At 72.1% G+C, this 26,693-nt stretch carries 26 protein-coding genes; 20 read left to right on the top strand and 6 right to left on the bottom strand.

Annotation, left to right across the window (positions count from 1 at the left end; genetic code table 11):
- Nucleotides 1-20 precede the first annotated feature (20 nt).
- The 6 genes from F1615_RS27740 (at nt 21) to F1615_RS27765 (ending at nt 8,991) form a co-directional block, all read left to right on the top strand.
- Nucleotides 21-680 carry a TlpA family protein disulfide reductase gene (locus tag F1615_RS27740; protein WP_149551781.1) on the top strand — a complete coding sequence of 220 codons (660 nt, stop codon included), beginning with the start codon at nt 21-23 and terminating at the stop codon, nt 678-680.
- A gap of 1 nt (nt 681) precedes the next feature.
- Nucleotides 682-1,455, top strand: coding sequence for a cytochrome c biogenesis CcdA family protein (locus F1615_RS27745; protein WP_149551782.1), 774 nt, complete (start codon nt 682-684; stop codon nt 1,453-1,455).
- Nucleotides 1,456-1,459: 4 nt separating this feature from the next.
- Nucleotides 1,460-3,217, top strand: a complete 1,758-nt coding sequence (gene resB / locus F1615_RS27750; protein WP_149551783.1) for a cytochrome c biogenesis protein ResB — start codon at nt 1,460-1,462, stop codon at nt 3,215-3,217.
- The gene (gene ccsB / locus F1615_RS27755) at nt 3,214-4,326 is read left to right on the top strand and encodes a c-type cytochrome biogenesis protein CcsB (RefSeq protein ID WP_149551784.1); all 1,113 of its coding nucleotides are present in this window, start codon (nt 3,214-3,216) and stop codon (nt 4,324-4,326) included. Before resB ends, ccsB begins: the two co-directional genes overlap by 4 nt.
- A gap of 225 nt (nt 4,327-4,551) precedes the next feature.
- Complete coding sequence (locus F1615_RS27760; RefSeq protein ID WP_149551785.1) at nt 4,552-6,678, top strand: protein kinase domain-containing protein; 2,127 nt, start codon at nt 4,552-4,554, stop codon at nt 6,676-6,678.
- Between the two features lie 42 nt (nt 6,679-6,720).
- Nucleotides 6,721-8,991: a protein kinase domain-containing protein gene (locus F1615_RS27765; RefSeq protein WP_149551786.1), complete on the top strand. Its 2,271-nt coding sequence runs from the start codon at nt 6,721-6,723 to the stop codon at nt 8,989-8,991.
- 24 nt (nt 8,992-9,015) lie between these two features.
- On the opposite strand, the gene F1615_RS27770 is transcribed toward F1615_RS27765, so the two are convergent.
- Entirely contained in the window at nt 9,016-9,474 is a 459-nt protein-coding gene (locus tag F1615_RS27770; RefSeq protein ID WP_149551787.1) for a nucleoside deaminase, read from the bottom strand.
- Between the two features lie 108 nt (nt 9,475-9,582).
- Here F1615_RS27770 and F1615_RS27775 point away from each other — a divergent pair, with 108 nt between their 5' ends.
- On the top strand, nt 9,583-10,347 hold the full coding sequence (locus F1615_RS27775) for a CDP-alcohol phosphatidyltransferase family protein (protein ID WP_149551788.1): 765 nt from the start codon (nt 9,583-9,585) through the stop codon (nt 10,345-10,347).
- Between the two features lie 90 nt (nt 10,348-10,437).
- Here F1615_RS27775 and F1615_RS27780 read toward each other — a convergent pair whose 3' ends face one another.
- Nucleotides 10,438-11,037 carry a TetR/AcrR family transcriptional regulator gene (locus F1615_RS27780; RefSeq protein ID WP_149551789.1) on the bottom strand — a complete coding sequence of 200 codons (600 nt, stop codon included), beginning with the start codon at nt 11,035-11,037 and terminating at the stop codon, nt 10,438-10,440.
- Between the two features lie 148 nt (nt 11,038-11,185).
- Here F1615_RS27780 and F1615_RS27785 point away from each other — a divergent pair, with 148 nt between their 5' ends.
- Nucleotides 11,186-13,009 carry a serine/threonine protein kinase gene (locus F1615_RS27785; RefSeq protein WP_244328876.1) on the top strand — a complete coding sequence of 608 codons (1,824 nt, stop codon included), beginning with the start codon at nt 11,186-11,188 and terminating at the stop codon, nt 13,007-13,009.
- A 13-nt stretch (nt 13,010-13,022) separates the two neighbouring features.
- Here F1615_RS27785 and F1615_RS27790 read toward each other — a convergent pair whose 3' ends face one another.
- Nucleotides 13,023-13,373, bottom strand: coding sequence for a PLD nuclease N-terminal domain-containing protein (locus F1615_RS27790; RefSeq protein ID WP_149551790.1), 351 nt, complete (start codon nt 13,371-13,373; stop codon nt 13,023-13,025).
- 67 nt (nt 13,374-13,440) lie between these two features.
- Between F1615_RS27790 and F1615_RS27795 the strand changes: the two genes are divergently transcribed.
- Genes F1615_RS27795 through mqnP form a run of 3 tightly spaced genes read left to right on the top strand, consistent with a single transcriptional unit; the run spans nt 13,441 to nt 16,282 of the window.
- Entirely contained in the window at nt 13,441-14,898 is a 1,458-nt protein-coding gene (locus tag F1615_RS27795) for a menaquinone biosynthesis decarboxylase (protein ID WP_149551791.1), read from the top strand.
- On the top strand, nt 14,895-15,365 hold the full coding sequence (locus tag F1615_RS27800; RefSeq protein WP_149551792.1) for a hypothetical protein: 471 nt from the start codon (nt 14,895-14,897) through the stop codon (nt 15,363-15,365). The genes F1615_RS27795 and F1615_RS27800 overlap by 4 nt, the downstream gene beginning before the upstream one ends.
- Complete coding sequence (gene mqnP, locus F1615_RS27805) at nt 15,362-16,282, top strand: menaquinone biosynthesis prenyltransferase MqnP (RefSeq protein WP_208818423.1); 921 nt, start codon at nt 15,362-15,364, stop codon at nt 16,280-16,282. Before F1615_RS27800 ends, mqnP begins: the two co-directional genes overlap by 4 nt.
- On the opposite strand, the gene F1615_RS27810 is transcribed toward mqnP, so the two are convergent.
- Nucleotides 16,279-16,890 (bottom strand): rhomboid family intramembrane serine protease, encoded by a 612-nt coding sequence (locus tag F1615_RS27810; RefSeq protein WP_149551793.1) that lies wholly within the window; start codon nt 16,888-16,890, stop codon nt 16,279-16,281. The genes mqnP and F1615_RS27810 overlap by 4 nt on opposite strands.
- Nucleotides 16,891-16,983: 93 nt before the next feature.
- Between F1615_RS27810 and F1615_RS27815 the strand changes: the two genes are divergently transcribed.
- The 8 genes from F1615_RS27815 (at nt 16,984) to F1615_RS27845 (ending at nt 22,978) form a co-directional block, all read left to right on the top strand.
- Complete coding sequence (locus tag F1615_RS27815) at nt 16,984-17,667, top strand: UbiX family flavin prenyltransferase (protein WP_167533875.1); 684 nt, start codon at nt 16,984-16,986, stop codon at nt 17,665-17,667.
- An 85-nt stretch (nt 17,668-17,752) separates the two neighbouring features.
- Nucleotides 17,753-18,211, top strand: a complete 459-nt coding sequence (locus F1615_RS27820) for an Lrp/AsnC family transcriptional regulator (RefSeq protein WP_149551794.1) — start codon at nt 17,753-17,755, stop codon at nt 18,209-18,211.
- Between the two features lie 57 nt (nt 18,212-18,268).
- Entirely contained in the window at nt 18,269-19,432 is a 1,164-nt protein-coding gene (gene mqnE, locus F1615_RS27825) for an aminofutalosine synthase MqnE (protein WP_149551795.1), read from the top strand.
- 194 nt (nt 19,433-19,626) lie between these two features.
- Complete coding sequence (locus F1615_RS27830) at nt 19,627-20,151, top strand: GNAT family N-acetyltransferase (RefSeq protein ID WP_149551796.1); 525 nt, start codon at nt 19,627-19,629, stop codon at nt 20,149-20,151.
- A 96-nt stretch (nt 20,152-20,247) separates the two neighbouring features.
- On the top strand, nt 20,248-20,559 hold the full coding sequence (locus F1615_RS27835; protein WP_149551838.1) for a DUF4229 domain-containing protein: 312 nt from the start codon (nt 20,248-20,250) through the stop codon (nt 20,557-20,559).
- Between the two features lie 167 nt (nt 20,560-20,726).
- Nucleotides 20,727-20,813, top strand: coding sequence for a putative leader peptide (locus F1615_RS37005; RefSeq protein ID WP_327148552.1), 87 nt, complete (start codon nt 20,727-20,729; stop codon nt 20,811-20,813).
- A gap of 67 nt (nt 20,814-20,880) precedes the next feature.
- Nucleotides 20,881-22,182, top strand: a complete 1,302-nt coding sequence (locus F1615_RS27840) for a dicarboxylate/amino acid:cation symporter (protein ID WP_149551797.1) — start codon at nt 20,881-20,883, stop codon at nt 22,180-22,182.
- A 103-nt stretch (nt 22,183-22,285) separates the two neighbouring features.
- Nucleotides 22,286-22,978 (top strand): TetR/AcrR family transcriptional regulator, encoded by a 693-nt coding sequence (locus tag F1615_RS27845; protein ID WP_149551798.1) that lies wholly within the window; start codon nt 22,286-22,288, stop codon nt 22,976-22,978.
- Here F1615_RS27845 and F1615_RS27850 read toward each other — a convergent pair.
- Both F1615_RS27850 and F1615_RS27855 read right to left on the bottom strand, forming a co-directional pair.
- A complete protein-coding gene (locus tag F1615_RS27850) occupies nt 22,948-23,805 on the bottom strand; it encodes a MaoC family dehydratase (RefSeq protein WP_149551799.1) in 858 nt (285 codons plus the stop codon). The genes F1615_RS27845 and F1615_RS27850 overlap by 31 nt on opposite strands.
- 7 nt (nt 23,806-23,812) lie before the next feature.
- Entirely contained in the window at nt 23,813-25,120 is a 1,308-nt protein-coding gene (locus F1615_RS27855) for a 3-oxoacyl-ACP reductase (RefSeq protein ID WP_149551800.1), read from the bottom strand.
- Nucleotides 25,121-25,195: 75 nt separating this feature from the next.
- Between F1615_RS27855 and F1615_RS27860 the strand changes: the two genes are divergently transcribed.
- A complete protein-coding gene (locus tag F1615_RS27860) occupies nt 25,196-26,482 on the top strand; it encodes an acetyl-CoA C-acetyltransferase (protein ID WP_149551801.1) in 1,287 nt (428 codons plus the stop codon).
- Nucleotides 26,483-26,693: the final 211 nt, after the last annotated feature.

Here is a 26,693-nt window from a genome sequence, read left to right on the forward strand (position 1 = left end):
GGGCATGCGAAACTTTTCACATGAGTGCCGCCAGCCGCGCCCCCCAGCGCTCGAACCGAGCCCCGCAGAGCTCGCACCGCGCCACCAGCGCCCCTCGCGTCCGCCGTCGCGCCGCGCTGGCCGCCGGTGCCGCCGCGGCCGCGCTGCTCGTCACCGCGTGCGGATCCGGCGGCACGTCCGGCGGGGGCGGCAACACCAACTTCGTCACCGGGACCGACGGCATCTCCACGGTCGCCGAGGGCAAGCGCGTCGCCGCGCCCGACCTGTCCGGGGAGACCCTCGAGGGCAAGCGGCTCGACGTCGCCGACTACCGGGGCAAGGTCGTCGTCCTCAACGTCTGGGGCTCCTGGTGCAACCCGTGCCGCGCGGAGGCCAAGCACTTCGCCAAGGTGGCCGGGGACTACGCCGACAAGGACGTGCAGTTCGTCGGCATCAACACCCGGGACGGCAGCACCACGCCCGCCCTCGCCTTCGAGAAGGACTTCGGCATCCCCTACCCGAGCCTGTACGACCCCACGGGCAAGCTGATGCTCCGCTTCGAGAAGGGCACGCTCAACCCGCAGGCCGTCCCCTCGACGCTGGTCCTGGACCGGGAAGGGAAGGTCGCGGCCCGCTCGCTGGCCGCGCTCGACGAGGAACGGCTGCGGAAGATGCTCGAGCCGGTCGTCGCGGAGAAGTGACGTGACGGCCCTCCACACGCTCGCCGCCGAGACGGGCTACAACGGCACCGTGCTCAACGGCGCCCTGCTGGTCGCCCTGCCCATCGCCGTGCTCGGCGGGCTCGTCTCCTTCTTCTCGCCCTGCGTCCTGCCGCTGGTCCCCGGCTACCTCTCCTACGTCACCGGTGTCTCCGGGACCGACCTGGCCGAGGCCCGGCGCGGCCGGATGGTCGCCGGGGCGTCCCTGTTCGTCCTCGGTTTCACCGTCGTGTTCGTCTCCGGCGGCGCCTTCTTCGGCTACTTCGGACAGACCCTCCAGGAACAGTCGGGCGTCCTGTCCAAGGTGCTCGGCGTCTTCATGATCCTCATGGGCGTCTTCTTCATGGGCCTGATGCCCTGGCTCACCCAGCGCGAGTTCCGCTTCCACAAGCGGCCCGCGACCGGGCTGGCCGGCGCGCCCGTCCTCGGCGCCCTCTTCGGCATCGGCTGGACCCCCTGCATCGGCCCCACCCTCGCCTCCGTACTGACCCTCTCCGCCCAGCAGGAGAGCGCCGGACGCGGCGCCGTACTGACCGTCGCGTACTGTCTGGGGCTGGGTGTCCCCTTCGTCCTCGCCGCCGTGGCCTTCCGCAAGGCGCTGGGCGCCTTCGGCTGGGTCAAGCGGCACTACGTCTGGGTCCTGCGCGTCGGCGGCACGATGATGATCGTGACCGGTGTGCTGCTGCTGACCGGCGTGTGGGACAGCCTCGTGGCGGAGATGCAGACCTGGTCCAACGGCTTCACGGTGGGGATCTGACCCGATGAGCGACACCACGACGGACAACACCACGACCGACAACACCACGACGGCCGGTGACGACCAGGACCTGGGCGCCGCCGGCTCCCAGCTGTCCACCGCCCCCAAGGAGGAGCTGCCGGGCCTGCCCTCCCTCGGCGTGATCGGCTGGGCCCGCTGGTTCTGGCGGCAGCTCACCTCCATGCGGGTCGCGCTGCTGCTCCTGCTGCTGCTGTCGCTCGGCGCGATCCCCGGCTCGCTCATCCCGCAGACCGGCATCGACGAGACGAAGGTCGCCGACTTCCGCGAGAAGCACGACGTCCTCGCGCCGCTCTACGACAAGCTCGGCCTCTTCGACGTCTACAGCTCGGTGTGGTTCTCGGCGATCTACATCCTGCTGTTCATCTCCCTCGTCGGCTGCATCGTGCCCCGCACCTGGCAGTTCGTGGGCCAGCTGCGCGGCCGCCCGCCGGGCGCCCCCCGCCGGCTGACCCGGCTGCCCGCCCACACCACCTGGCGCACCGGGGCCGAACCCGAGGAGGTCCGCGAGGCCGCCCTCGCCCTGCTGCGGAAGCGCCGCTTCCGCGCCCACGTCGTCGGTGACGCCGTCGCGGCCGAGAAGGGCTATCTGCGCGAGGTCGGCAACCTCCTCTTCCACGTCGCGCTGATCGTGATGCTGATCGCCTTCGCCTGGGGCCAGCTGTTCAAGTCCGAGGGCAACAAGCTGATCGTCGAGGGCGACGGTTTCTCCAACGCGCTCCCGATGTACGACGACTTCAAGTCGGGCAGCCTCTTCTCCGTCGACGACCTGGAGCCGTTCAGCTTCGACGTGAAGGAGTTCACCGGCACCTACGAGCGCACCGGCCCGAACAAGGGCACCCCGCGCACGTACCAGTCCGAGGTCACCTACGCCGCGGGAGCCCGGGGCGAGGAGAAGACGGCCGTCATCAAGGTGAACAAGCCCCTCGAGATCGGCGACGCCAAGGTCTACCTCGTCAGCCACGGCTACGCGCCCGTCGTCACCGTTCGCGACGGCAAGGGCAGGATCGTCTTCCAGGACGCCGTGCCGCTGCTGCCGCTCGACGCCAACGTCACGTCCTCCGGCGTGGTCAAGGTCCTCGACGGCTACCGCAACCCCGAGGGCAAGAAGGAACAGCTCGGCTTCAACGCCTTCTTCGTGCCCACCTTCGGCGGCTCCGCCAGCGGCACGATGCTCTCCCAGTTCCCCGCGCTGGACTATCCGGTGCTCGCGCTGTCCGCCTACCACGGCGACCTGAAGGCCGACTCCGGCATTCCGCAGAGCGTGTACCAGATGGACAAGACCAAGATGAAGGAGTTCAAGGACGCCAAGGGCGAGCTGTTCAAGAAGCTGCTCACGCCCGGCGAGACCATGACGCTCCCGAACGGCGCCGGCTCGGTCACCTTCGAGAAGGACGTCAGGGAGTGGGCCGGCTACCAGATCGTCCAGGAGCCGGGCGGCGGCTGGGCGCTCGGCGGTGCCGTCGCCGCGATCGGCGGCCTCGCCGCCTCCCTGTTCGTCCAGCGCCGCCGCGTGTGGGTGCGCGCGGTGCGCGGCGCCGACGGCGTGACCGTCGTCGAGATGGCCGGCCTCGGCCGCAGCGAGTCCGCGAAGGTGCCCGAGGAACTCGGCGACCTTGCCGGCCTCCTCTACGACAAGGCGCCGGGCGCGCCGGACCCCGACGACCCCGACGAGACGTCCTCGAAGACATCCCGACCCACCGATCCTGAAGCCGTATCTGCCGAAGGGGCTGAGCAGCAGTGACTCTCGCCGCCGCGACCAACGAGAACCTCGCGGAGATCAGCAACGTACTGATCTACTCCGCGATGGCGATCTACACCCTCGCCTTCTTCGCGTACATCGCGGAGTGGCTCTTCGGCAGCCGCAGCAAGGTCGGCCGTACGGCCGCGGCCCTCACCCCGAAGGCGGCCACGGCGAAGACGGCACCGGCCGTCACCGTCAACAAGGCCGGCGGCACCGCCGTACTGGAGCGGCCGAAGGTCGTCGTACGGGCCGCGGCCGGCTCCCGTGACGTGCCCGACGGGCCCGGAGCGCACGGCGGGGACGAGAAGGGCGACCTCTACGGGCGTATCGCCGTCTCCCTCACCGTGCTCGCGTTCCTCCTCGCGTTCGGCGGTGTGCTCACCCGCGCGCTGTCCGTGGAGCGGGCGCCGTGGGGCAACATGTACGAGTTCAACATCACCTTCTCCACCACCGCGGTCGGCGTGTACCTCCTGCTGCTGGCGCTGAAGAAGAACGTGCGCTGGATCGGCCTGTTCCTGACCACCTCGGTCCTCCTCGATCTCGGTCTCGCCGTCACCGTGCTGTACACCGAGAGCGACCAGCTGGTCCCCGCCCTCCACTCGTACTGGCTGTACATCCACGTCTCCACGGCGATCCTGTGCGGCGCGGTCTTCTACGTCGGCGCGATCACCACGGTCATGTACCTGTTCAAGGACTCGTACGAGAGCAAGCTCGTGAACGGCGGCAAGCCCGGCAGCTTCGCGACCTCGGTTCTGGAGCGGCTGCCCGCCTCCTCCTCGCTGGACAAGTTCGCCTACCGCGTCAACGCGGCCGTCTTCCCGCTGTGGACGTTCACGATCATCGCGGGCGCCATCTGGGCCGGTGACGCCTGGGGCCGCTACTGGGGCTGGGACCCCAAGGAGACCTGGTCCTTCATCACCTGGGTCGCCTACGCCGGCTACCTGCACGCCCGCGCCACCGCCGGCTGGAAGGGCCGCAAGGCCGCGTACCTGGCGCTGGCGGCCTTCGGCTGCTGGCTGTTCAACTACTACGGGGTCAACATCTTCGTCTCCGGCAAGCACTCCTACGCCGACGTCGGCCTGGGCGCGCTGCGGTCCGTGGGCTTCTGAACCCACCCACCACGAAGGCCGGTTCCCGCGACTCGGGTCACGGGGGCCGGCTTTTCGTGTGCCCAACGGGGACGTGAGATTTCCGGGGAGAGTTCGCCGAAGCTGTGGTGGCGGGGGCGCCGAGTGGGAACCGTGGGAGTGCCGCACGGAGTCCGGTGCAGGGAAGGTCCGTTGAGGTGACGGGCGGACGGGACAGCGGGCAGGGGGGTCGGAACGGTGGCGTCGGTGCCGTTGACGGCGGGGGATCCGGTCAGGGTGGGGCCGTACCGGCTGCTGGCCCGGCTGGGCCAGGGCGGCATGGGCCGGGTGTACCTGGGCCGCTCGCCCGGCGGGCGTGCGGTGGCCGTGAAGGTGGTGCGGGAGACGCTGCTGCGGGACGAGGGGTTCCGGCGCCGCTTCGTGCGCGAGGTGGCGGCGGCACGGCGGGTGACGGGCTTCTTCACCGCCGCGGTGGTCGACGCCGACCCGGAGGGCAACCCGGCCTGGCTGGCCACGGAGTACGTCCCCGGACCGTCCCTCCAGGACGCGGTGGCCCGGCACGGGGTGTGGCGGGAGCAGGCGGTACGCGGCCTGGGCGCCGCTCTGGCCGAGGCGCTCGGAGCCGTGCACGCGGCGGACCTGGTGCACCGCGACCTGAAGCCGTCGAACGTCCTGCTGGCACCGGACGGCCCCCGGCTGATCGACTTCGGCATCTCGGCGGCGGCCGGCGACACCGCGCTCACCGAGGCCGGGACGGTGATCGGCACGCCCGGTTTCATCCCTCCCGAGCAGTTGCGCCACGAGCGCTCCGGACCGGCCGGTGACGTGTTCGCGCTGGGGGCGGTACTGGCGTACGCGGCCGCGGGCGTCGGCCCGTTCGGCGGCGGCGCGTCCCACGCGGTCAACTACCGGGTCGTGCACGAGGACCCCGACCTGAGGGGCCTGCCGCCCGCCCTCGCGGGCGTGGTGGCCCGGTGCCTGGCGAAGGACCCGGCGGAGCGGCCCACGGTGTCGTGGCTGCTGGACGAACTGGGCCGGCCGGACCCCGCCGACGACGACCGGCTTGCGGGCCGGGGCGCTCCGGCACCGGACGGGAGCGTCGCCACGGTCGGCTGGATGCCCGGCCCGGTGGTCGACTCGGCCACCCGGCTGAGGGCCGAGGTGCCGACCGAGCCCCTGTCCCGGGCGGGGGACGGGCCGCCGCGGCCCCCGACCGTCGCCGCACCGCCCCGTGACCGTCGCCGCCGCCTGCGGACTGCCCTCGCCGTGGCGACCGCACTGGCCGTCACCGTGACCGGCACCGTCCTGTGGAGGGTCACCTCGGGAGAGGCCGACGCCCCGCCGTCCGAGCCGCCGCGTCTGAAGGAGCTGTGGTCCCGCACGCTGGCCGAGGGACAGAGGATGGCCGTGCACTCGGGCGAGATGGTCTATCTCCAGAACGAGGACCGCCACGAGATCACCGCCCTGGACGTCACCGACGGAACGAAGCGCTGGGGGCGTGAGGTCGAGGTCGCCGAAATCCGCCAGGACAGTGAGTATCTGCGCGACACCGTGGGCAACGGCATCCGGGTCACCGGCCTCGCGGGTGGCCTGCTCTACTACGGCAGCAGCGACCACTTGTTCGCGCTGGACGCGGACAGCGGCGCATATCGCTGGAGATACATGGACGACTCCTTCCACGCCTCTCCCGTCGTCGTGGGCGACGCCGCCTACGCGCACATGACCGCGTGGTTCTACGTCCTCGACACACGTACGGGGGAGGAGCTGTGGGACTACGGGTACGGCGTCAACGCGGACGGCGACATCACCGTCACCGAGGACACTCTGCTGGTCCACAGCGGGAGGAAGCTGATCGCCGTCGACACCCGTACCCGCAAGCAGAAGTGGACGCACCAGGCCGCGAGCGATGCGGAGACCGACCCCGTGGTGGCGGACGGCACGGTCTACTTCGGCACCCAGGACGGCGCCCTGTACGCCGTCGACGCGGAGTCGGGCGACGAGGTGTGGCGCCGCACCTTCGAGGGAGACCTGTGGGACGGCAGGCTCGGCGGGGGAGCGGGGGCGCCCGACGTGGCCGACGGAGTCGTGTACTTCGAGAACGACGGCTATGTGTCCGCCTTCGACGCTGGCACCGGCCGGACGCTGTGGCAGCGCAAGCAGAAGGCCGACGAGGTGGAGGCCCTGACGGTGGCGGACGGCGCCGTCCACGTCTACGACTCGGAAGGGGACCTGAGCTCGCTCGACGCCCGCAGCGGCAGACCCCGATGGAAGGAAACACTGGTCGCGGACCCTGACGCGGACTACGCGATCGTCGGGAACACCGTCTGCGTCGAGCGTGACGGCCGGCTGACCGCCTACCGGGTCGCGACCTGATCCGCATCTCGCACACGACAGGGACAACGGAGGAGGGGCGGAGTGCAGGCGTTCGGACCGCTGGAGGCGGGGGACCCCGAGCGGGTCGGCCCGTACCGGATCGTCGGGAGGCTCGGCTCGGGCGGGATGGGCCGGGTGTACCTGGCCCGGTCGCCGGGCGGGCGGGCCACCGCGGTGAAGGTGGTCCACGAGGAACTGGCCGAGGACCCCGCCTTCCGCGCGCGGTTCGGGCGGGAGGTGGCGGCGGCACGGCGGGTGACGGGCCCGTTCACCGCGCCCGTGGTCGACGCCGATCCGGAAGCGGACCTGCCGTGGCTGGCCACCGCCCACGTGCCTGGTGTCCCGCTGGGCACGGCGGTCGACACGCACGGCGTCTGGCCCGAGCGGTCGCTGCGGGCCCTGGCGTCCGGGCTGGCGGAGGCGCTGGAGGCGATCCACCGGGTCGACGTGGTGCACCGCGATCTGAAGCCGTCGAACGTGCTGCTGGCGCCCGACGGCCCCCGGGTGATCGACTTCGGGATCTCGGTGGCCGCCGACGACACCAAGCTGACCACCACGGGCGCGGTGGTCGGCAGTCCCGGCTACCTTCCGCCCGAGCAACTGGTCGGCCGTGAGGTGGGGCCCGCCGGCGACGTGTTCGCGCTGGGCGCGCTGCTGGTGTACGCGGCCACCGGGACCGGCGCGTTCGGGGGCGGGCACGCGTACGGCGTCAGCTACCGGGTCGTGCACGAGGATCCCGACCTGGCGGGCCTGCCGGACGGACTCGTAGGCGTGGTCGCCCGGTGCCTGGCCAAGGACCCCGGGCAGCGGCCCGGGGTGCCGGAACTCATCGAGGAACTGGGCCGGTGGGAGGGGGCGGACGGTACCCGGGGCACGTTCACCCCTGACACCTGGCTGCCCGCGCCTGTCGCGGCCGGCATCACCGCGCTGCGCGCGGCTCCGCTGCCGGAGGAGACCGCCCCGGAACCGGCGGACGCGGATCTGCCGACGGTCACGTCGACGCCGCCGACCGCCGTCGCCACCGCGCGGCTCGGCGCGCCGCCGGCGGGGCGCTCGTTCGCCGCCCGGCTGCGCGGGTCGGCCCGACGACGGCGTACGGCGGTCCTCGCTGCGGCGGGCACCCTCGTCACCCTGGCCGTGGTGGCGGGCCTGCTCCTGCCCCGTGCCTTCTCCGGCTCGTCGGGCGGGGGCGGCGGCACCGAGAGCACGGGCAGTCCCACGGCCGCTGCGAAACAGCCGGCGGTGCGGGAACTGTGGTCCCGTGAGCAGGAGTTCACCGGCAGACCGGTGGTCGCCGACGGCAAGGTGGTCGTCGAGGGCGAGGACGGCGCGGTGCAGGCCCTGGACGCCGCCGACGGTGATGTCGTGTGGACGTACGACGAACTGCGCGGGGCGGACCTCGTCGGCGTGAGCGACGGACTGGTGGTGGCCTACGGCAGGGACAGCGGCGCGGTGCACGCCGTCGGCCTGGACGGCGGCAGGCGGGTGTGGAGCGTGGGCGCCGGGGCGCACACGGCGCCCGGAACGAAGTTCGACCTCTACCTGCGGGTCGTCGTGGCCGGGGGAACGGTCTACGTGAACAGCATGTACGACCTGCCCGAGGACGACGAACGCTACGGCACGTACGCCGTGTCGGCACTGGACGCCGCCACCGGGCGGCTGGAGTGGACCCGGCCGGTCGAGCACGGCCTGTCCGACGCCCTCGCGGTGGTGGACGGGGTGCTCTACGGCGGGGTCCGGGAGCCGGGCGGCTCCTACTTCCACGCCTGGGACGCGGGCACGGGGGACCAGTTGTGGCGGTACCAGGCGAGCGCGAGCCGGCACTACGCGGGCGAGTTGACGGCCATCACGGTGTCGGACGGCACGGTCTACTTCGGTGACAGCCGCAGTGTCCTCCACGCCGTCGACGCCCGGCGGGGCACGAAGCTGTGGACCAGCGAACCGGACGTCGAGGGCGTGAAGGAGTGGCTCGAACCGCTCGTGGTCTCCGACGGCGTCGTCTACGGCGGGGTCGGCGGCGCCACCAGCGACTACGAATCGGGGGCCGTGAACGCGGTCGCCGCCGACTCCGGAAGGCCGCTCTGGACCGAGCCCACCGAACGCGAACCCGAGCTGCACGGCTTGCTGGACGGCTCGGCACTCTTCAGCACCAAAGCCGGCGCACTCCACGCCGTGGACGCCCGTACCGGGGCCTCGGCCGAGACGCGTCTGTCCACCGGCGACCCCACCGCGGCCGTCGACGGCGACCGGGTGTACTTCGACGGCGGCGACGGACGCCTGCACGCGGGAAGGGTCTCCCTCACCGGCACCTGACCGCGGCCGGCGGCGATCGGCCGGCTACCGGCCGATGTCCTCGTTCCACAGCTGGGGACGACGGGCGGTGAACTCCCGCATCATCGCCGCGCACTCCGGATCGTCCAGCAGCACGATCTCCACGCCGTGCCCGGCCAGCCAGTCGTGACCGCCGTGGAAGGTGGCCGCCTCGCCGATCACCACCCGGGAGATGCCGAACTGCCGGACCAGGCCCGAGCAGTACCAGCACGGGGACAAGGTCGTCACCATCGTCGTGCCGCGGTACGACCGCTGCCGTCCCGCCGCGCGGAAGGCGGCGGTCTCCGCGTGCGCCGACGGATCGCCGTCCTGGACACGGCGGTTGCGGCCCCGGCCGAGCAGGGTCCCGTCGGCGCCGTACAGCGCGGCGCCGACGGGAACGCCGCCCTCGGCGAGACCGGCGCGGGCCTCTTCGACAGCGGTGGCGAGCCAGGCACGGGCGGTCACCGGATCGATCGACTCCATGCGGCCAGTGTGCCCTGCCGGCGGCCCGCGTCGGGCGCGCCGCACCGCCTCTGTACGCTGACCCGATCACCGCCGCACGGACGGCAGTTGGGCCTGGGAGGAACAGACATGGGTGCTCCGGTACTGGAGGAGCTGCGGGAGGTCTGCCAGCCGCAGGCCAAGATGGAGAGCCGCAACGGCGAGCACTGGGCCGGCCGGCTCTACATGCGGAGGATCTCCCTGCGCACCACCCGCCATCTGGTGCGCACCCCGGTCACGCCGGACCAGCTGACCTGGACCATGGTGGTGTGCGGAGTGGCCTCCGGCGCCGCGCTGATGATCCCGGGCCTGACCGGCGCGGTGCTCGCCGTGATCCTCATGCAGCTGTTCCTGCTCTTCGACTGCGTGGACGGCGAGGTCGCCCGCTGGAAGGGCCAGAACAGCGCGGCCGGCATCTACGTCGACCGGCTCGGCGCCTATCTCGCGGACGCGGCGCTCATGGCGGGCGCCGGCTACCGCGCCGCCGAGTCGGGCGCCGGCGGCTGGCTGTCGGTCGGCATCGCCACCGCACTCGGTGTCGTCCTGCTCAAGGCGTCCACCGACCTGGTCGACGTGGCCCGGGCCCGCCGCGGCCTGACGGTCGCCGACGACGAGTCGACCCGCCCGCGCTCACAGGGCGTCGCGACGGTCCGCCGCATCGCGGCGGCGTTCAAGATCCACCGCGTCACCAACGGCATCGAGGCGTCCCTGGTCCTCCTCGTCGCGGCCGTCGCCGACACGGTCACCGGCGGCATCGACCCGACCCGCTGGGCCCTGGGCGCGCTCGCCGTCATCACGTGGGTGATGGTCCCGGCCCACCTGCTCTCCATCCTGTCGTCGTCCCGCCTGCGCTGACCCGGCGGTCGTCGTCGCGCCGCCGGTGGGGACAGCCATGGGTACGTCCTTCCAGGAGAGTGACACGACCGGGTCGGCCCGGCCTCCGGCTCACCGCGGTTCCGCGCCGACCGAGCGCCAGATCCGGTCCGGCAGGATGTCCGCCGCCTCGTCGAGGTCGACGTCGCCGAGGGTCAGCCAGCGGCGGCTGACGCCGATGACCGGGCCCAGGATCAGGGACTCCAGCACGGACACCGGCAGGGGCGCGACCTCGCCCGACTCGACGTGCCGGCTCACCCACGCCGGCAGCGGTGTCAGCCGGGCCTCCTGGGCGTCACGGAGCTGCTTCGCCTGGTGCATCCCGAGTTCGTCCGCGCGGGAGGAGTGCAGGAGCAGACCCGCGTCCCGGTGATCCCGGATGAAGGCCAGATACGTCCGCACGAGGGCCTGGATGCCGGTGCGGGCGGAGTCCGACTGTTCCAGCGCCCTGACCATCTCGACCAGCAGTCGCTCCAGCCAGCGCATCAGCAGGGCGGTCACCAGGCCGTCCATGCTGCCGAAATGGTGGTAGAGGCTGCCCGGACTGACGCCGCTCGCGCCGGTCACCGCGCTGACGGTGAGGCCCTGCTCGCCCGACTCCCCGTAGACGCGCAGCGCCGCGTCGAGGAGCTGCTCGGCGGTGACCTCACCACGGTGCTGCTTCGGGCTCATCGCAGGGTCGCTGTACCTTCCCGGTTTTTCTGGAGTGAATTTCTAGAATCCCCTTCCAATTCTAGCTCGCGCTGTTCCAGACTGATCCGTGCCGACGTGCGTCCCGCCCGTCGCGGGAGGGAACGGGCGGGGCGCCACCGGTGACGCGATGACAGCACACGACAACGGGGCAGGCGTGATCGAGCTGGGCGGAAGCGGTGCCGAGCCGCTGGAGGACGAGGACCCGCGGCGGATCGGACCGATCCCGCTCGTCGGACGGCTCGGTGCCGGCGGCATGGGCCGTGTCTATCTCGGTGTGCACGAGGGGCGGTACGCCGCCGTCAAGCAGCTGCTGCCGTCGGTCGTCGCCGAGGACAAGGACTTCCTGCGCCGCTTCGGCCACGAGCTGGACAACCTGGCCCGCTTACCCGAGCACGCCACCGCCCCGCTGCTCGCGGGCGACCGCACCGCCAGGCCACCGTGGTTCGCCACCGCCTACGTCCCCGGTCTCACCCTGCGCGAGGCCCTCGAGGCCCACGAGGGGCCGCTGCCCGCCGACGCCCTGTGGCTGCTGCTGCGCGAGGCCGCCGCGGGGCTCGCCGCGGTCCACGCGCTGGACATGGTGCACCGGGACATCAAGCCGTCCAACGTCATGCTCACCCTCGACGGCCTCACCCTCATCGACTTCGGCGTGGCCCGTGCCGCCGAGCAGAGCCAGCTCACCCGCACCGGCATGGTGGTGGGCACTCCCGCCTACATGTCCCCCGAACAGGCCTCGGGAGCACGCAGGTCGACCGGCGCCGTCGACATCTTCGCGCTCGGCTCGGTCCTCGCGTACGCGGCGAGCGGCCGGCCGCCCTTCGGTGACGAGTCCGGACACGCCGTGCTGTACCGGATCGTGCACGAGGAACCCGACCTCGACGCCGTACGCGCCCTGGACCCGGAACTCGCCGAGGTCGTCGAGGCCTGCCTCGACAAGGACTACGAGGGCCGGCCCACCGCCACCGAACTCGTCGGACTCGCGGACCGGCACGGTCCGTTCACCCCGCCCCTGTGGCCTGAGCCGGTCACCGCGCGGCTGACCGAACGGGCCGCCTTCGCGGAGCGGACGCCGACGGTCCCGGACGTACCGGACGTACCGGACGTACCGGAGGCCCGGCATGCACCGCAGGCACCGGAAGAACCGGCGAAGCCTGAGGAGCCGCGGGTGCCCGGGGCGTCCGGGCCGGCGCGGGAGAAGCGTGACCGCAGGACCCGGGTGATCCCCGTGGTCGTCCCGGTCGTCGTCGCGACGGGCACCACCCTCGCCTTCACGCTGCTGCCGTACACCTTCGACACCGGCGACGCGGCGGGGCCCACTCCCTCCGCGTCGGTCACGACCTCCGCCACCGCGACGCCCTCCGGGACGGCCGGCGGGGCCGCGAAGACGTCGCCGTCCGCCGGCGCGTCCTCCTCGAAGAGCGCGGAGAAGTCCGGATCATCCGGATCCCCGGAGTCGCCGAGTGCGGCAGGGGCGGAAGGCGCCGCCCCGGACCCGGACGACGCGGGCGCGAAGGGCGGCACCGGCGGCGGGGAGGGCTCCGGCCCGGACACGGGCACGGGCACGGGCACGGTGACCAAGGCCCCGTCGACGGGCGGCTCCACCTTGCGCAACGCGGAGAGCGGTCTGTGCCTCACCGCCTCCAAGAACGCCGGCTACGGCAACGTCTCCATGGGCGACTGCGCCGCCGCCGCGGCCGGCTGGAGCCTGCGGAGCGTCTCGTCCGGCACCTACCGGATCGTGCACCGGACGTCCGGCAACTGCCTGTCCGCCTACGGAGCGATGCACAGCGCGTCCTGCGGCGCGGACGACGCCCAGGAGTGGCGGCTCGGCCCGGACGGCACCGTGGTCCTCACGAAGACCGGCAGGTGTCTGGACCACGCCCGGCCGGGCGGCATGATCATGGTGCGGGAGTGCGACGGTTCGGCCGGCCAGGGCTGGGCCAGGAGCTGACGCGCGGGGGCGGTCAGCCGGCTCCGCCGCGCTCGCCGTCCCCCGGCTTGTCGTCCTTGTCCTTGTCCTTGTCCTCGTTCAGGGACTTCAGGAACTCCGGGTTGTCGTCCGGTGCCACCCACTGGCGGCGGGCGCCGCCGCGGTTCCAGGCGGAGCCGATGGAGCCGCCGCCCGACCCCGCGGGGTGCCGCTTCTTGCCGGCGATGAGCCAGGAGATCGAGCCGACGAGCGGGAAGAGCAGCACGAGGATCGCCCACAGCGGCTTGGGAATGTGCCGCACGTCCTCGTCCTTCGTGCTGATGCAGTCGATGAACGCGTACACGCTCAGTGCCAGTGGCACGAGGAACATCAGCACCCGCAGCATGGGGCCTCTCCAGCGAAAGCGGTGGGTGGTACAGGGCCAGGGTAACCGCTCGGGGATACTTGACCGCATGGCTTACGACGATCTTCGCTCCCTGCTCAGGGCGCTGGAGCGCGAGGGCGACCTCAAGCGCATCAAGGCCGAAGTCGACCCGTACCTGGAGGTCGGTGAGATCGTCGACCGGGTGAACAAGGCCGGCGGTCCCGCCCTGCTCTTCGAGAACGTGCGCGGTTCGAGCATGCCCCTCGCGATGAACGTGTACGGCACCGACCGCCGCCTGCTGAAGGCGCTCGGGCTGAAGTCGTACGCGGACATCTCCGACAGGATCGGCGGACTGCTCCGGCCGGAGCTGCCGCAGGGCTTCGTCGGCGTGCGTGAGGCGTTCGGGAAGCTCGGCGCGATGACGCACGTACCGCCGAAGAAGGTGAAGTCCGGGGACGCGCCCGTGCACGAGGTCGTGCTCACCGGCGACGACGTGGACCTCGAACAGCTCCCGGCGCTGTTCACCTGGTCCAAGGACGGCGGCTCCTTCTTCAACCTGGGGCTGACCCACACCAAGGACCCGGAGACGGGGGTCCGGAACCTGGGCCTGTACCGGCTCCAGCGCCACGACAAGCGCACCATCGGCATGCACTGGCAGATCCACAAGGACAGCCGGAACCACTACCAGGTGGCCGCCCGGCGCGGCGAGCGCCTGCCGGTCGCCATCGCCTTCGGCTGCCCGCCGGCGGTGACGTACGCGTCCACCGCGCCGCTGCCCGGTGACATCGACGAGTACCTGTTCGCCGGTTTCGTGCAGGGCAAGCGGATCGAGATGGTCGACTGCAAGACCGTCCCGCTCCAGGTCCCGGCGCAGGCCGAGGTCGTGATCGAGGGCTGGCTGGAGCCCGGCGAGATGCTCCCCGAGGGGCCGTTCGGGGACCACACCGGCTTCTACACCCCGCAGGAGCCCTTCCCCGCCCTGAGGATCGACTGCGTGACGATGCGGAAGCGCCCGCTGCTCCAGTCGATCGTCGTCGGGCGGCCGCCGACCGAGGACGGGCCGCTGGGGCGGGCGACCGAGCGCTTCTTCCTGCCGCTGCTGAAGATCATCGTGCCGGACATCGTGGACTACCACCTGCCCGAGTCCGGCGGCTTCCACAACTGCGCGATCGTCTCGATCGACAAGAAGTACCCCAAACACGCCCAGAAGGTGATGCACGCCATCTGGGGCGCCCACATGATGTCGTTGACCAAGCTGATCGTGGTCGTCGACTCCGACTGCGACGTCCACGACCTGCACGAGGTCTCCTGGCGGGCCCTCGGAAACACCGACTACGCCCGTGACCTCACCGTCGTCGAAGGCCCCGTCGACCATCTCGACCACGCCTCCTACCAGCAGTTCTGGGGTGGCAAGGCGGGCATCGACGCGACGAGGAAGTGGCCCGAGGAGGGGTACACGCGCGACGGGGGCTGGCCCGACATGGTGGAGTCCGACCCCGAGACGGCGGCGAAGGTCGACCGCCGCTGGAAGGAGTACGGACTGTGAGTCCCCTCGCCGTCGGCGGCCCGGCACTCTTCATCGGAACCGACACCGACTACGTGGCCCTCGTGCGCCCCGAGCTCGACCCGGACGACGAGGGGGTGCGCCGGGCCGCCGAGGAGGCGGGGGTCACGCCCGAGGAGCTCGCCGGTCCCGGTGACACCTGGGCGGTGCTCTTCGAGCGGGGCGGCGACGGCGACGGCTTCGAGCTGCCCGGCGTACGCGACGCGGAACCCGCCGACTTCGCGCGGCGACTGCGCGACGGGCTCACCACCGCGGGCGAGCCGTTCACGGTCGACGGCGGCTCGGTGCTGCGCCTGGAGGCCCGTCCGGCCGATGCCGGCACCTGCGCCTTCACCGCCCAGGTCACCCCGCCCGACGACGCCGACAAGCCGCTGACCGTGGAGACGGGCCCGCTGCCCGTCGCCGCGCTGCTCGCCGACCTCGACACGTTCCTCGGGAGCCTCGCATGATGACCACCGCCGACGGGGTCGTGGGTTCCGGCCCGGCGTCGCGGCCGGGACGCACCAAGGCGTTCCTGCGCCTCGTCATGATCGAGCACTCGGTGTTCGCGCTGCCCTTCGCCTACATCGCCGCGCTCACCGCGATGTACGAGTGGGACGCGAACATCCACTGGGGACGGCTGCTGCTGGTCACCCTCGCCATGGTCGGGCTGCGGACCTTCGCGATGGCCGCCAACCGGATCATCGACCGCGAGATCGACGCCCGCAACCCGCGCACCGCGCACCGCGAGCTGGTCACCGGCGCGATGTCGGTCAGGCACGCCTGGACCGGCGCCCTGATCGCCCTCGTCGTCTTCCTGGGCGCGGCGGCCCTGCTCAACCCGCTGTGCCTCGCCCTCGCGCCCGTCGCCGTGATCCCGATGGTGGTGTACCCGTACGGCAAGCGGTTCACCGACTTCCCGCAGGCCATCCTCGGTCTCGCCCAGGCCATGGGCCCGGTCGGCGGCTGGCTGGCCGTCACCGGGTCGTGGTCGTGGGAGGCGGTGGTCCTCGGTCTGGCGGTCGGCATCTGGATCGGCGGCTTCGACCTGATCTACGCCTGCCAGGACGTCGACACCGACCGCGAGACCGGCGTGAGGTCGGTCCCGGCCCGCTTCGGCATCCCGGCCGCCGTTCGGGGCGCCCGCGTCTGCCACGCCGTGACCACGGCCCTCCTCGTCTGGTACGCCCTGCTCACCGACGCCGGTGCCTTCTTCTGGCTGGGGCTGGTGATCGTCGCCGCGGCCTTCGTCTACGAGCACACCATCGTCCGCCCGACCGACCTTTCCCGCCTGAACAGGGCGTTCTTCAGCGTCAACGGCTTCATCGGCATCGCCCTGTTCGTGTGCGCGCTGCTGGACCTGCTGGTGCGGGGGCTCACTCCCTAGCGCGCTACAGCGGCAGCTCCCGGTGCGTGGCGGCGGCGGCGGAAGACGAACGCCGCCGCCACGCCCGCCACCAGGCCGATCAGGTGGCCCTGCCAGCTGACGCCGGACTGCGTGGGGGCGAGGCCCGCCAGGATCGAGCCGCCCCAGACCGCGGCCACCAGCACACCGGCCAGGACCCCGAGCGGACGGCGCTCGACGAAGCCGCTGACCAGCAGGAAACCGAAGAGGCCGAAGATCAGGCCGGAGGCGCCCGCGGTGTTGGTGTGCGCCGGGGACAGCAGCCACACACCCAGACCGTCGGCCACGACGATCAGCGCGCAGACGGCGAGGAACCGGCGTATGCCGCCGAGCGCCGCCAGGAAGCCGAGCACCAGCAACGGCACGGTGTTGGCGGCCACATGGGCGAATCCGAAGTGCACGAAGGCGGCCGGCAGGACGTCGGCCAGCTCGGAAGGGGTGCGCGGCACGATGCCGAAGTCGTCCAGGGCGTGACCGGTGGCCACGTCGACCACTTCGAGCAGCCACAGCAGCGCCGCCCAGCCCGCCATCAGCTTGGCCGCGGTCCGGGCCCGGTCGCCCCGCGACCACTCGGGATGTGTACCCGACATCGTCCACCCCCCGCCGTCGGCCCGTTCTCTTAGGAGAACGTACGGCCCCCCTTGGCCGGTTCCCACCCTGTGGCTCCGGATAGGCTCGGTGTCGTGAACCCAGTCAAGCCAGGAGACACGCGGCGTACGCCTTGGATCGTAGGGGTCTCCGGGGCCTCCGGCACTCCGTATGCCGCCTCGGTGCTGCGTGCGCTGCTCGCCGCCGGCGAGAGCGTCGACCTCGTCGTCAGCCGGGCCTCGCGGCTCACCCTCCTGGACGAGACCCAGATCTCCTTCCGTGACGCCCACTGGCGGGACGACCTGCGGGAATGGCTGTCCCGGGGGGCGGACGGAAAGCCGGACACCTTCACCGCCGACCTCGACGACGTACGGTACTGGGCCGCCGGTGACCTCGCGGCCGGGCCGTCCTCGGGGTCGTATCCGAGCAAGGGCATGCTGATCGTGCCCGCCTCCACGGCCTGTGTGGCCGGGGTGGCGCTCGGGCTGTCCAAGGACCTGTTGCAGCGGGCGGCGAGCGTGACCCTGAAGGAGGGGCGCACGCTGGTGGTGGCCGTGCGGGAGACCCCGCTGAACGGCCAGATGCTGCGGCACCTGGTGACGCTGGACGACGCGGGCGCGGTCGTGGTGCCCGCCTCGCCGGCCTTCTACGCGGGCGCGACGCACATCCAGGACCTGGTGGACTTCGTCGCCGGACGCGTACTCGACGCGGCGGGCGTCGAGCACCGGCTCTACCGCCGCTGGAAGGGCGAACTCGGCGGCGGCTCCCGTACCGACTGAGCGGGCCGCCACACCTTCGGACCACGACACGGCACCACCCTTTTCAGACACTTTCGTACCTCTTCAGGGGAAGGCTTCGATTCGAATGGACGCGGTGGACAGGCAGCTCATCCAGGCCCTCAGAGAGAACGGCCGGGCCTCCTACGCGGAGCTGGGGCGCCTCGTCGGCCTGTCGGGACCCAGCGTCACCGACCGCATCAACCGGCTGGAGGCGGCCGGTGTCATCACCGGCTACCGCGCCACCGTGGACGCCGCCTCGCTCGGCCTCGGCGTCACCGCCCTGATCGGCATCTCGCTCTCCGACGCCGCCGACCACGAGGACGTGGCGCAGCGGCTGAAGGACCTCACGGAGATCGAGGACTGCTGGTTCATCGCCGGTGACGACTCGTTCATGCTCAAGGTGCGGGCGACCGACGTGGACGGCCTGGAGAAGATCATCCGCCGGCTGTCCGGCACCAAGGGCGTCTCCCGGACCCGCACCACGATCGTGCTCTCCACGAAGTGGGAGAACCGCGTGGGTGAGCTGCCCGAAGAGGCCGGCTGACCGGGGCGTACGGTTGACGGGGTCTGCCTGAAGAGGTCGAGGGAAAGAGGGATCGGCATGGACGTCGGGCTCAAGCGCGAGCTGGAGGAGAAGGTCCGGGCGGGCGAACGCCTGACCCGTGAGGACGGCATCGCGCTGTACGAGTCGGACGACCTTGCCTGGCTGGGCGGGCTGGCGCACGAGGTGCGGACGCGGCTGAACGGCGACGTCGTGCACTTCAACGTCAACCGCCACCTCAACATGACGAACGTGTGCACCGCCTCCTGCGCCTACTGCTCCTTCCAGCGCAAGCCGGGGGAGAAGGACGCGTACACGATGCGCATCGAGGAGGCGGTGAAGCTCGCCACGGCGATGGAGTCGGAGAACCTGACCGAGCTGCACATCGTCAACGGGCTGCACCCGAACCTGCCGTGGCGCTACTACCCGCGGTCGCTGCGGGAGCTGAAGGCCGCGCTGCCGGACGTCTCGCTCAAGGCGTTCACCGCCACCGAGATCCACCACTTCGAGACCATCTCGGGCCTGTCCGCCTCCGAGATCCTCGACGAGCTCATCGACGCGGGCCTCGAGTCCCTGACCGGCGGCGGTGCGGAGATCTTCGACTGGGAGGTGCGGCAGCACATCGTCGACCACCGCACCCACTGGGAGGACTGGTCGCGCATCCACCGCCTGGCGCACGGGAAGGGGCTGAAGACCCCGTGCACCATGCTGTACGGGCACATCGAGGAGCCCCGCCACCGCGTGGACCACGTGCTGCGGCTGCGTGAGCTGCAGGACGAGACCGGCGGCTTCCAGGTCTTCATCCCGCTGCGCTACCAGCACGACTTCGTGGACATGAAGGACGGCAAGGTCCGCAACCGGCTCCAGGCGCGGACGCAGATGGCGACGGGGGCGGAGGCGCTCAAGACGTTCGCGGTGTCGCGGCTGCTGTTCGACAACGTGCCGCACGTCAAGGTGTTCTGGGTGATGCACGGCGTGCAGACGGCGCAGCTCGCGCTGCAGCACGGGGCGGACGACATGGACGGGTCGGTCGTCGAGTACAAGATCACGCACGACGCGGACGACTTCGGTACGCCGAACAAGCTGACGCGTGAGGATCTGCTGGACCTGATCCGGGACGCCGGGTTCCGGCCGGTGGAGCGCAACACCCGCTACGAGATCATCCGCGAGTACGACGGCCCTGACCCGGCGCGTCGGGAGTCCCCCCAGCCGATGCGCGTGTGAGGACGGGGCTCCGCCCCTCCTGCCCCGCCAGAGGGTTCCCGCCCCCTGGCCCCCGGCCTTCGCCCGGTCTTCGGCGCCGTGAACTCCGACGCCCGCGGTGCTGCGGGCCGACGGCCGGGAGGCGGCGTACCGGGGGCTGGTGGCCGACCCGAAAACGGCTGTGCACCCCCTGAAGTAAGGGCTAGCATTCCCGCATGCCCCTTACCTTCACGTTCGATCCCGTCGTCACCCCCGAACTCCGCGACGGCATCCTCGACCTGTGGGCCGACGTCACCGACGCGGGCGGGGCGGTCGGCTTCGTGCCGCCGGTGACGCGGGACGAGATCCGCCCCCAACTGGTGCGGCAGTTCGTGTCGATGGCGGAGGAGCGCTCACGTCTGCTCGTCGGGCACGACGAGGAGGGCCGGGTGGCCGCGACGGCGTTCCTCACGTTCAACACCCACCACCTGATGACCCACTGGCTCTGGCTCTACACGGTGATGGTCCACCCCCGCCACCAGGGCAAGGGCTGCGGCCGTGACCTGATGGCCGCCGCCGAGCGGGCGGCCCGCACCCTCGACGGCATCGAGGCGATCCGGCTCTCCTGCCGCGGCGGACTCGGACTGGAGCGCTTCTACGCCTCCTGCGGCTACAAGGAGGTCGGCCGGATCCCGGGGGCGATCCGCGTGGCCCCCGGCGACGACCGGGACGACGTCCTCCTGCTGCTGCCGCTGACCTGAGGCCCGTACCCCGCTGAAAGATCCTTGACCGGCCGTGCTTCACTGGACGTTGTCCCTTTGGGGTGTTCTGACCGTACGCATGGAAGAGTGGATGAGATGCTCCGCTACACGCTGATGCGCCTCGGGGTCTTCGTGGGCTGCCTCGTGGTCGTCTGGGGTCTCGTCCACTCCGGCCTCGCCCCGCGCGGCCTGGGCGACTCCAACGGTCTGTGGATCGTGCTGCTCGCGCTGGTGCTCTCGGCGCCGATCAGCTTCGTGGTCCTCCGCAAGGAGCGGGACCGGGCCTCCGAGCGGATCGTGCGGCGGGTGGACCGGGTCAAGGCCAACCTCGAGGCCAACCGCACCATGGAGGACACGGGCGACGACACCGCCCGCTCGCAGGGGCAGGCGCAGGGCCAGACCTCGTAACGTCCGTCACACCCGCGCACCGCGCTTCGGGCGCCCCGGTTTCCGAAACCCCAGGAAACCCGGGGCGCTTTGCGTTGTACGGATGGATCCGCACCCCTGCCTCTCAAAGTAAGGCTTTGAGGATCTCAAAGTTCAGGTGTTACGGTCTCCGGGTGAAGTCAGCAGCCGTGTTCCCCACGCCCCGGAGTGTTCCGCTCGTGGCGCGCCTGCACGTGGACCTCTGCCGGGTCACCTCCGCGAACTGTCGTCCCTGACGTTCCGCGCCACCCGAGTCCCACGTCACCTTCCTCACGCGTCCCCACAGACGGATCACAACGGAGCATGTCCGTGTCCACGAACACGCAGTCCAAGCTGCCCCCGCGCGCGCCCTTCTGGGCCCAGATACTCGCCGGCCTCGTCCTGGGCGTCCTGCTCGGCTGGCTCGCCCGCAGCCAGGACCTGTCCTGGCTGGTCACCACCCTGGAGAAGGTCGGCGGCACCTTCATCGGCCTGCTGAAGCTCGCCGTCGCCCCGCTCGTCTTCTTCGCGATCCTCGTCTCCATCACCAACCTGCGGAAGGTCAACAACGCGGCCCGGCTGGCCTCGCGGACCCTCCTCTGGTTCATGATCACGTCCTTGATCGCGGTGGCGATCGGCCTGGTCATCGGCCTGGTCACCAACCCCGGCGCGGGCACCGGCCTCACCCCGGCGGACGGCGCCGAGCCGGAGAACACCGGCTCCTGGATCGACTTCCTCACCGGCATCGTGCCGACCGACGTCATCACGCCGTTCACCGAACTGAACGTCCTGCAGATCGTCTTCATGGCGGCCGTCGCCGGTGTCGCCGCCCTCCAGCTCGGCGAGAAGGCCCAGCCGATCCTCACCCTGAGCGAGTCCGTCCTCGAACTCCTCCAGAAGGCCCTGTGGTGGGTCATCCGCCTCGCCCCGCTCGGCACCGTCGGCCTCATCGGCAACGCCATCGCCACCTACGGCTGGGACCTGATCGGCAAGTACGCCACCTTCACCGCCGACATCTACGCCGGCTGCCTCCTCGTCCTCTTCGGCGTCTACCCGGCGCTGCTGGCGACCGTCGCCAAGGTCAACCCCGTGCAGTTCTTCAAGGGGGCCTGGCCCGCGATCCAGCTGGCCTTCGTCTCCCGCTCCTCCGTCGGCACCATGCCGCTGACCCAGAAGGTCACCGAGCGCCTCGGCGTGCCGAAGGAGTACGCGAGCTTCGCCGTCCCGTTCGGCGCGACGACCAAGATGGACGGCTGCGCCGCGATCTACCCGGCCATCGCCGCGATCTTCGTCGCCCAGATCTTCGACATCCGGCTCGGCGTCGGGGACTACCTGCTGATCGCGTTCGTCTCGGTCGTGGGCTCCGCCGCCACGGCCGGCCTCACCGGCGCGACGGTCATGCTGACCCTCACCCTGTCCACCCTCGGCCTGCCGATGGAGGGCGTGGGCCTGCTCCTGGCCATCGACCCGATCCTGGACATGATCCGCACCGCGACCAACGTGGCCGGACAGGCTCTGGTCCCGGTCGTCGTCTCCGCGCGCGAAGGGCTGCTCGACCGGGAGGCGTACGACTCCGTCCACGCCTCCCCGGTCGACGAGCCCCGGAAGGTGGCCGTCGCCGCCTGATCCGCCGGCCGGACCCCGCCCGCGCCGCCCTCCGGGGCGCCGCGGGCGGCGGTGTGTCCGAGGGCGGACGGAGCATGCGGAGCGGGCCCGTACGCTAAGCCGTATGGGTGCCGTGAAGACGAAGCGGATGCCGCGTGCGGTCCGTGAACAGCAGATGCTGGACGCAGCCGTACGGACCTTCGGTCAACGGGGGTACATGGCCGCGTCGATGGACGAGATCGCCGAACTGGCGGGCGTGTCCAAGCCGTTGGTGTACCTGTACCTCAACTCCAAGGAGGACCTCTTCACCGCCTGCATCCGGCGGGAGGCGAAGGCCCTCACCGAGGCGGTCCGCGCCGGTGCCCGGCCGGGACTGCCCGCGGACCGCCAGCTCTGGTCGGGTCTGGCGGCGTTCTTCACGCACACCGCCCGGCACCCCGACGGCTGGGCCGTCCTGCACCTCCAGGCCCGCACGCACGGCGAGGTGTTCGCCGCGGAGGTGGCCGCGATGCGCACGGAGATCGTGGCCTTCGTGACGCAGTTGATCCTGGAGGCCGCCCGGGAGGCCCACCGGGACCCGGATCTCCCCGCGCGTGAGGTGTCCGGGCTCGCGGAGGCCCTGGTCGGTGCCGCCGAGTCACTCGCCGACTGGGCCAACGCCACGCCCGGTGTCACGGCCCGGCAGTCGGCGGCCACCCTGATGAACTTCGCCTGGGCGGGGCTGGGTGACCTGATGGAGGGCCGCCACTGGACGCCGCCCGACGACGAAGCCGGTGCCGGCGAGGCTCAGGCCGGGCGGACCTCCCCGGTCAGGTGAACCCGGCCGCCGGTGCCGCGCAGCTCGAAGCGCCCGCCCTCCGCCGCGTAGGTCACCGTCCCCGGCAGGAGGACCGGTGACCTGAAGGCGGCCCGTATCTCCGTCGCGTCGGGGGTGCCGTGCGCGGCGAGGCAGCGGGCCACGGTCCACATGCCGTGCGCGATGGCGCGCGGGAAGCCGAAGAGCCGGGCGGTGAGCGGGTGGAGGTGGATCGGGTTGCGGTCGCCGGACGTGGCGCCGTAGCGCCGGCCGACGTCGCCTGCGAGGCGCCACTCCGCGACGGCGGGCAGGGGCGGGAGGTTCTCCTCCGCGTCCTTCGGCGCATCCGGGGCGGTGGTCCGGTGCCGGGCCAGATAGGTGCTCCGCGACTCCCACACGACGTCCCCGCCGGCCCGCATCCGTGTCACCACGGCGGCCTCGGTGCCGCGCCGGTGCGGGGCCAGTCCGTCGACGTGCACCGTCAGGTCATAGAGGCCTGCGGACGGGGTCGCCCGGTGCCGGGTGATCCGTATCGACGTGTGGACGAGGCCGAGGAGCGGCAGGGGGAAGTCCCGCCCGCTCATCAGCCGCATGGCCAGCGGGAAGCCCAGGACGTGCGGATACGTCACCGGCAGGGCGTCCTCACCGGTCGGGAAGCCGCACACCCGCTCGTAGGCGGTCAGCCGGGCGGGATCGACGCGCAGGCCGGGCAGGACCAGCCGGGTGCGGGGGTGAGCGGCGCCGGGGCGGGGCCGTTTGAAGGGCGACAGCAGGGCGCCGCGGGCCAGGAGCGGTGCGAGGGCGGGGGCCTGGGGGAGTTCGCGCGTGGGCACGGGTGCGGAGGTCATGGAGCGCTCACGCCCCCAGCAGACTCTGGCCGCAGACCCGTACGACCTGGCCGTTCACCGCGCCGGAGGCCGGGTGGGCGAGCCAGGCGGTGGTCTCGGCGACGTCGACGGGCAGTCCGCCCTGGGCGAGGGAGTTCATCCGGCGCCCCGCCTCGCGGATGAACAGCGGAACGGCGGCCGTCATCTTCGTCTCGATGAACCCGGGTGCGACCGCGTTGACCGTCACGCCGTGCCCGGCGAGCGCGTGCGGGGCGAGGGAGCGGACCATCCCGGTGATCCCGGCCTTGCTCGCCCCGTAGTTGGTCTGGCCGGCGTTCCCGGCGATGCCCGCGATGGAGGCGGTGGCGACGATCCGGCCGCCGCGTCTCAGGACGCCGGCGGCGAGCAGCGCGTCGGTCGTGCGCAGCACGCTCGCCAGGTTCACCTCCAGGACCGGGGCCCAGCGCTCGGCGGGCATGTTGGCCAGCCGCCGGTCACGGGTGATGCCCGCGTTGTGGACGAGTACGTCGATGCCGTCGGGGAGGGCCTCGGCGATCCGGGCGCCCGCGTCGGCGGCGGTGATGTCGAGGGGGAGCGCGCTGCCGCCGAGCCGTTCGGCGACGCGGCGGGCGTCCTGCTCGGCCTGCGGCACGTCGAGGACGACCACCGTGGCACCGTCCCGGGCCAGGGTCTCGGCGACCGCCTCGCCGATGCCGCGCGCGGCACCGGTCACCAGGGCGGTGCGGCCGGCGAGGGGACGGTCCGCGTCGTGCGGGCCGGCGGTGGCGTGGGGGCCGACCTCGATCACCTGGCCGCTGACGTAGGCCGACTTGGGCGAGAGCAGGAAGCGGAGGGTGGACTCGGCGGCGCGGGCGTCGGTGAGCCGGACCAGGTTCACGGTGATGCCCCGGCCGGTCTCCTTGCCGAGGGAGCGGGTGAAGCCCTCCAACGCCTGCTGTGCGGCGGCCTGGTGGTGGTCGGCGGGGTCGATCGGGGCGCCGAGCACCACGATCCGGCCGCTCGCGGCGACCGACCGCACGACGGGGTGCAGGGCCGCGTGCACCTCGGCGAGCCCTTCGGCGTCCCGTATCCCGGTCGCGTCCAGGACGACGGCGGCGGGCCGGCCCGTGGTCTCGTCCGGGCCGGGTCCGGTGCGGGCGAGTACGGGGGCGAGGCCGAGGCCGGACGTGCCGGCGGTGAGGTGGAGCAGGCCGCCGTCCAGCTCCGGCCGGGCGGCTGACCAGCGGCGCAGCGGGGCGGGCCGGGGGAGGCCCAGGCGGCGCGTCAGGAAGCGGCCGGGCGCGGTGCCGGTGAAGCTCAGGTAGCGGTCGGCCATGGAGGCTCCTCCGTGCTTACTCTGGAGTAAGGTTACCGGAGGTAATCTTATGTCACCGGTGAGGAGCAGGTCGAGATGAGCACCCTGAAGCCGACTGCCGTCCGGCGCGTCGCGGTCGTCGGCGGCGCCCGTGTCCCGTTCGCCCGCTCCGACGGCCCCTACGCCACCGCCTCCAACCAGGAGATGCTCACCGCCGCGCTGGACGGCCTCGTCGAGCGGTACGGCCTGCAGGGGCCGGGCGCGGTGGGGGAGTTCGTCGCCGGAGCGGTCCTCAAGCACAGCCGTGACTTCAACCTCGCCCGCGAGACGGTCCTCGGCTCGGCGCTCGACGCCCGCACCCCCGCCTACGACATCCAGCAGGCCTGCGGCACCGGACTGCAGGCCGTCGTCGCCGCCGCCAACAAGATCGCGCTCGGCCAGACGGAGGCCGCGATCGCCGGCGGCGCCGACACCGCGAGCGACGCGCCCCTCGGCGTCAACGACGACCTGCGCAAGGTGCTGCTGGAGGCGCGGCGCGCGACGTCGACGGCCGCCCGCCTCAAGGCGCTGGCGAAGGTACGTCCCCGCCACCTCGTCCCCGACATCCCGCGCAACGCCGAGCCGCGCACCGGCCTGTCCATGGGCGAGCACGCCGCGGTCACCGCCCGCGCCTGGGGCATCACCCGCGAGGCCCAGGACGAACTCGCGGCGGCCAGTCACCAGCGGCTGGCGGCGGCCTACGAACGCGGCCTGCTGAAGGACCTGGTGGTGCCCTTCCGGGGCCTGGCCCGCGACCAGAACCTGCGCCCCGGCTCGACGGTGGAGAAACTCGCCGCCCTGAAGCCGGTGTTCGGCCTGGAGCACCCCGGCCCGACCATGACGGCGGGCAATTCGACCCCGCTCACGGACGGCGCGGCGCTGGTGCTGCTGGCGAGCGAGGAGTGGGCCCGGGAGCGGGGCCTGGAACCGCTCGCGTACCTCACCGCCCACGAGAGTGCCGCCGTGGACTTCGTGCGCGGGGACGTCGCCGACGGCGAGGACGGCCTGCTGATGGCACCGGCGTACGCGGTCCCGCGCATGCTGGAGCGGGCCGGTCTTGGCATGGCGGACTTCGACCTGGTCGAGGTCCACGAGGCGTTCGCCTCCCAGGTGCTGGCCACCCTGGCCGCCTGGGAGAAGCGAGGTCTGGCGCCCGTCGACCGCGCACGGCTGAACGTGGCCGGCTCGTCCCTGGCCACCGGCCACCCCTTCGCCGCCACGGGCGCCCGCATCGTCGCGACGCTGGCCACCCTGCTCGCCGAACGGGACGCCCCCGGCCGGGGGCTGATCTCCGTCTGCGCGGCGGGCGGACAGGGCGTGACGGCGATCCTGGAACGGCCGTGAACCGACAGCGGTGCTGACGTGAGTGACCCTCACGCGGCCCCCGACATTGCACATGCCCGGCCCGGGACCCTTCCCGTACCCGCACAGACCCGCCACGTCGGGCCCGTACGATCCCGGCACCGACCGGTGGCCGTCCCCTCGCGGGACCCACTGGTGAGCGCCTCGGCGTGCGAGGCACGTACGTCGTGGCATCACGCAGTTCCGCTGCACG

The sequence above is a fragment of the Streptomyces marokkonensis genome, assembly GCF_008312835.1.
In the GTDB taxonomy this organism is placed as follows: domain Bacteria; phylum Actinomycetota; class Actinomycetes; order Streptomycetales; family Streptomycetaceae; genus Streptomyces; species Streptomyces marokkonensis_A.

Excerpts from the sequence above, each read along its gene's own strand:
- F1615_RS27740 (WP_149551781.1), top strand. The coding sequence starts at position 21 with ATGAGTGCCGCCAGCCGCGCCCCCCAGCGCTCGAACCGAGCCCCGCAG.
- resB (WP_149551783.1), top strand. The coding sequence starts at position 1,460 with ATGAGCGACACCACGACGGACAACACCACGACCGACAACACCACGACG.
- F1615_RS27770 (WP_149551787.1), bottom strand. The coding sequence starts at position 9,474 with ATGGAGTCGATCGATCCGGTGACCGCCCGTGCCTGGCTCGCCACCGCT.
- F1615_RS27775 (WP_149551788.1), top strand. The coding sequence starts at position 9,583 with ATGGGTGCTCCGGTACTGGAGGAGCTGCGGGAGGTCTGCCAGCCGCAG.
- F1615_RS27780 (WP_149551789.1), bottom strand. The coding sequence starts at position 11,037 with ATGAGCCCGAAGCAGCACCGTGGTGAGGTCACCGCCGAGCAGCTCCTC.
- F1615_RS27785 (WP_244328876.1), top strand. The coding sequence starts at position 11,186 with ATGACAGCACACGACAACGGGGCAGGCGTGATCGAGCTGGGCGGAAGC.
- F1615_RS27790 (WP_149551790.1), bottom strand. The coding sequence starts at position 13,373 with ATGCTGCGGGTGCTGATGTTCCTCGTGCCACTGGCACTGAGCGTGTAC.
- F1615_RS27795 (WP_149551791.1), top strand. The coding sequence starts at position 13,441 with ATGGCTTACGACGATCTTCGCTCCCTGCTCAGGGCGCTGGAGCGCGAG.
- mqnP (WP_208818423.1), top strand. The coding sequence starts at position 15,362 with ATGATGACCACCGCCGACGGGGTCGTGGGTTCCGGCCCGGCGTCGCGG.
- F1615_RS27810 (WP_149551793.1), bottom strand. The coding sequence starts at position 16,890 with ATGTCGGGTACACATCCCGAGTGGTCGCGGGGCGACCGGGCCCGGACC.
- F1615_RS27820 (WP_149551794.1), top strand. The coding sequence starts at position 17,753 with ATGGACGCGGTGGACAGGCAGCTCATCCAGGCCCTCAGAGAGAACGGC.
- mqnE (WP_149551795.1), top strand. The coding sequence starts at position 18,269 with ATGGACGTCGGGCTCAAGCGCGAGCTGGAGGAGAAGGTCCGGGCGGGC.
- F1615_RS27830 (WP_149551796.1), top strand. The coding sequence starts at position 19,627 with ATGCCCCTTACCTTCACGTTCGATCCCGTCGTCACCCCCGAACTCCGC.
- F1615_RS27835 (WP_149551838.1), top strand. The coding sequence starts at position 20,248 with ATGCTCCGCTACACGCTGATGCGCCTCGGGGTCTTCGTGGGCTGCCTC.
- F1615_RS27840 (WP_149551797.1), top strand. The coding sequence starts at position 20,881 with ATGTCCGTGTCCACGAACACGCAGTCCAAGCTGCCCCCGCGCGCGCCC.
- F1615_RS27845 (WP_149551798.1), top strand. The coding sequence starts at position 22,286 with ATGGGTGCCGTGAAGACGAAGCGGATGCCGCGTGCGGTCCGTGAACAG.
- F1615_RS27850 (WP_149551799.1), bottom strand. The coding sequence starts at position 23,805 with ATGACCTCCGCACCCGTGCCCACGCGCGAACTCCCCCAGGCCCCCGCC.
- F1615_RS27855 (WP_149551800.1), bottom strand. The coding sequence starts at position 25,120 with ATGGCCGACCGCTACCTGAGCTTCACCGGCACCGCGCCCGGCCGCTTC.
- F1615_RS27860 (WP_149551801.1), top strand. The coding sequence starts at position 25,196 with ATGAGCACCCTGAAGCCGACTGCCGTCCGGCGCGTCGCGGTCGTCGGC.